Here is a 4,047-nt window from a genome sequence, read left to right as displayed (position 1 = left end):
CCCTTGTGGCCACCAGTGTGTGGCGCTATATGGGACAGAACATGGTGCTTTTTATCGGAGCCATCATGTCTGTGGACGGCGAGCTTTATGAGGCGTCAAGGCTGGACGGTGCAAACCGGTTCCAGCAGTTTATCCATATTATTCTTCCCAATATCAGAACCATTGTCATGCTGAATCTGATCCTGTCCATTACCGGCTCCTTAAGCGCTTTTGAACCGGCCTACGTGATCACCAGCGGCGCCAACGGGACAGCCACCTACTTTGTGCTGATGGATGAGCTGGCTCATGTGACCCAGAAGGTAGGTCTGGCAAGCGCCATGGCTGTGGTGCTGCTTGGCATGATACTGCTTGCAACCCTTCTGCAGAAGCTGTTCTTTAAATATGTGTTCAGAAGCGCAGAGGATGAGGATAAGGGCGCCAGGGCAAGAAGGGAGAGAAGCCTTGCCCGCTATGCAAGGCGGCATAAGACGGGGAAAGGAGAGTTAAGACCATGAAGGCATTCCTGTTTGTGAAAAAAGCTGCTGCAAAAATATTGATTTATGCCAGCCTGCTCCTTGCCGCCTTTATCGCGCTGGTTCCGGTAGTAAGCTGCGTCATCACAGCCTTTAAGCCGGATGAGGAGTATGCGGCCACCAATGTGATGGAGCTTCCTGCGGTGTGGAAAAGCTTTTCCCCAAGCCTTGCATGGATAAAAGAGGCTTTCGCCAACTTTATCACAGCCTGGCAGAGGGCGGATATGCTGCTGGCCTTCCGCAATACGGCCATTATTCTGTTTTTTGTGCTTTTGGGCTCCATTATGACAGGCTCTATGCTGGCCTATGTGCTCAGCCGTTTTAAGTTTCCGGGAAACGGACTGATCCGCAGCCTGTTTTTGTTTGCCAGCCTTCTGCCCGGTATTGCCATGCAGGTTTCGCTCTACCGCATTATGTATGAGCTGGATTTTATCAATACCCTTTACGGCTATATTATCATGCAGATGGGCACAGACGTTATATCCATCTATATCTTTATCCAGTTTTTTGAAAATATTTCAACCTCTCTGGACGAATCTGCCATTATGGACGGCTGTACCTATTTCGGCGTTTTCTTTCGGATATTATTCCCCTTGTTAAAGCCGGCCATTGTGACTGTGCTGATTTTAAAGGGGGTGGGCACCTACAATGAGTATTATGCAGCCAGCCTGTATCTGCAGGATAAGACAAAATATATCACAGTTGCCACCTGTCTGTACAAATTTACGGGGCCGCTGGGCAATCAGTATAATCTGATCTGCGCCGGGCTTTTGATTACGCTGCTTCCGGCCCTGGTGATTTTTATTCTGTGTCAGAAGCAGATTTACGGAGGGCTTACCCTGGGAGCTGTGAAGGGCTGAAACAAAAGGAGGCAGAAAGTGTGAGGAAGCTGGAAGAGCACAACAGAATCAGCAGGCAGATGAAAACGGAGATGAAAGGACATCTGGAGGAAAAGCTGCTTCCCTTCTGGAAGGGGCTCATCGACCGTGAAAACGGAGGGTACTTCGGATATGTGGACGGGCAGCTTCAGATCCATAAAGAGGCGGTGAAGGGCTGTATCTTAAACAGCAGAATACTGTGGTTTTTTTCAAATGCGTATCTTTGCCTGGGAGACAGGGAATTGGAGGAATATGCGGCGTGGGCCTATGTTTTTTTGCGGGATTGTTTTTATGACAGGGAAAAGGGGGGCCTGTTTTGGTCAGTAACCTGTGAGGGCAGGGTAGAGGATGATGGAAAGCACACCTACAATCAGGCGTTCGGGGTATACGCTCTTGCAGCCTATTACAGAGCCTTTGGAGAAGAGGAGGCGCTTTTGCTGGCCGGAAAGCTGGTACAGGTGATAGAGGAAAAATGCTTTGACCAATACGGCTATAAGGAGGCCCAGACGCGGGACTTTGGGCCTGCGGACAATGAAAAGCTGTCGGAAAACGGCGTACTGGCGGACAGAACTATGAATACCCTTCTGCATGTGCTGGAGGCCTACACGGAATATTACAGAATTACAAGGGACTTGGCCGTGGGAGAAAAGCTTCGGTATATGCTGGGCCTGATAGAGGGGAAAATTTACAATTCAAAGCTTCGGCGCCAGGAGGTTTTCTTTGACAACGAGATGCACAGTCTCATTGATCTGCATTCCTACGGCCATGATATTGAGACGGCATGGCTTGTGGACCGATGTGTGGAGATTTTGGGGGATGCGGACTGGGCTGGAAAAATGAGTCCAATAACCAAGGCTTTGGCGGAACAGGTATACAAAGAGGCTTACAGGAGCCATTCCCTGGCCAATGAGTGCGAGAAAGGTGTGATAGATGAAAGACGTATCTGGTGGGTACAGGCAGAGGGCGTGACAGGCTTTTACAACGCCTGGCAGAAAACGAAAGAAGGCCGGTATCTGGAGGCTTCCGCGGATGTCTGGGGCTTTATCAGGGAGCATATTGTGGATAAAAGGCCAGACGGGGAATGGTTCTGGTATACGGATGAAGCAGGCAGGCCGGCGGTGGAGGCCCCGGAGGTGGAGCCCTGGAAATGTCCCTATCACAATGGGAGAATGTGCATGGAAATCATGATGAGAGGAGAAGGAAGCGATGCTCCATGAAAATTATTACAGAGAGCTTGCAAGGCAGGAAGCCCTGATTGCCAGAAAAAACAAGGTTGATGAAAGCTTTTATAACGGTGTTTATGAGCGGTATGTGTATCCGGTGCTGACCAGAGAGCATGCGCCTCTTTTCTGGAGATATGATCTCAATCTGCAGACCAATCCTTATTTTCAGGAGCGGCTGGGGATCAATGCGGTGATGAATGCGGGGGCTGTCCGTTTAAACGGTCGTTTTTATCTGGTGGCCAGAGTGGAGGGGAATGACAGAAAATCCTTTTTTGCGGTGGCGGAAAGTGAGAGCGGTGTGGATGGTTTCCGCTTCTGGGATTATCCTGTGAGGCTGCCGGATACCTGCCCGGAGGAGACCAATGTATATGATATGCGTTTGACAAAGCATGAGGACGGCTATATTTATGGGGTTTTCTGCTCGGAAAGCAAGGATACTGCATCCTCTGATTTGTCAGCGGCGGTGGCATCGGCGGGCATTGTGCGAACAAAGGACCTTAAGAAATGGGAGAGGCTGCCAAATTTAAAGACACTGCGTTCCCCGCAGCAGAGAAACGTGGTGCTGCATCCGGAATTTGTAAAGGGGAAATATGCCTTTTATACCAGACCCATGGACGGTTTTATCGAGACGGGCTCAGGGGGCGGCATTGGCTTTGGGCTGTGTGATGACATCGAAAATCCGGTGATAGATGAAGAGGTTATCCTGAGCAGGAGAAGATATCACACCATAACAGAGGCAAAAAACGGCGCGGGGGCGGTTCCCATTAAAACGAAAAAGGGCTGGATTCATATTGCCCACGGTGTGCGAGGTACGGCGGCAGGGCTGCGTTATGTGCTCTATGCCTTTGCAACGGCCCTGGAGGATCCCGCCAGAATCATTGCAGAGCCTGCCGGAATGCTTATGGGGCCCAGAGGGGCGGAACGGGTAGGGGATGTGTCCAACGTAGTCTTTACCAATGGAGCCATAACAGGAGAAGACGGCAAGATTTATCTTTATTACGCTTCCTCTGACACAAGACTGCATGTGGCCGTCACCACGGTGGAGCGGCTTTCGGACTATGTGTTCCATACCCCCAAGGATCCGTTAAGAAGTTCCGGCTGCGTATCCCAAAGATGTGAGCTGATTGATCGGAATCTGGAAATTTAAAAAAAAGAACAGGAATGGAAAGAAGTATGAGCAAATATAAAATCTTAGGCCGGCCAGTGCCAAACATACCCTGGCAGGAAGGGCCGGATTGTTTTTCAGGAGCGCCGGTGTGGAGATACAGCGAAAATCCCATTATCGGAAGAAATCCGGTGAAAAATGTGGCAAGAATTTTCAACAGCGCGGTAATGCCCTATGAAGATGGGTTTATCGGTGTTTTCAGAGGAGAGCAGACCAACGGCATTCCCTATATTTATCTTGGAAGAAGCAGGGATGGCATACATTGGGAT

5 protein-coding genes are annotated in these 4,047 nt (G+C 50.0%); all 5 read left to right on the top strand.

Annotated features, from left to right (window positions below; translation table 11 throughout):
• A partial coding sequence (locus AC1WIP_RS12505; protein ID WP_481142139.1) for a carbohydrate ABC transporter permease occupies window positions 1–494 on the top strand: 494 nt, incomplete at its 5' end.
• On the top strand, window positions 491–1,372 hold the full coding sequence (locus AC1WIP_RS12500) for a carbohydrate ABC transporter permease (protein WP_481142138.1): 882 nt from the start codon (window positions 491–493) through the stop codon (window positions 1,370–1,372). The genes AC1WIP_RS12505 and AC1WIP_RS12500, both read left to right, overlap by 4 nt.
• A gap of 20 nt (window positions 1,373–1,392) precedes the next feature.
• Entirely contained in the window at window positions 1,393–2,607 is a 1,215-nt protein-coding gene (locus AC1WIP_RS12495) for an AGE family epimerase/isomerase (protein WP_481142137.1), read from the top strand.
• Window positions 2,597–3,760 (top strand): glycoside hydrolase family 130 protein, encoded by a 1,164-nt coding sequence (locus tag AC1WIP_RS12490; protein ID WP_481142136.1) that lies wholly within the window; start codon window positions 2,597–2,599, stop codon window positions 3,758–3,760. Before AC1WIP_RS12495 ends, AC1WIP_RS12490 begins: the two co-directional genes overlap by 11 nt.
• Before the next feature lie 26 nt (window positions 3,761–3,786).
• Window positions 3,787–4,047, top strand: a 261-nt coding sequence (locus AC1WIP_RS12485) for a glycoside hydrolase family 130 protein (protein WP_481142135.1), incomplete at its 3' end; no start/stop codon positions are given.

Source organism: Acetatifactor sp. (genome assembly GCF_982438285.1).
This window is presented reverse-complemented; position numbering and strand designations above follow the sequence as displayed.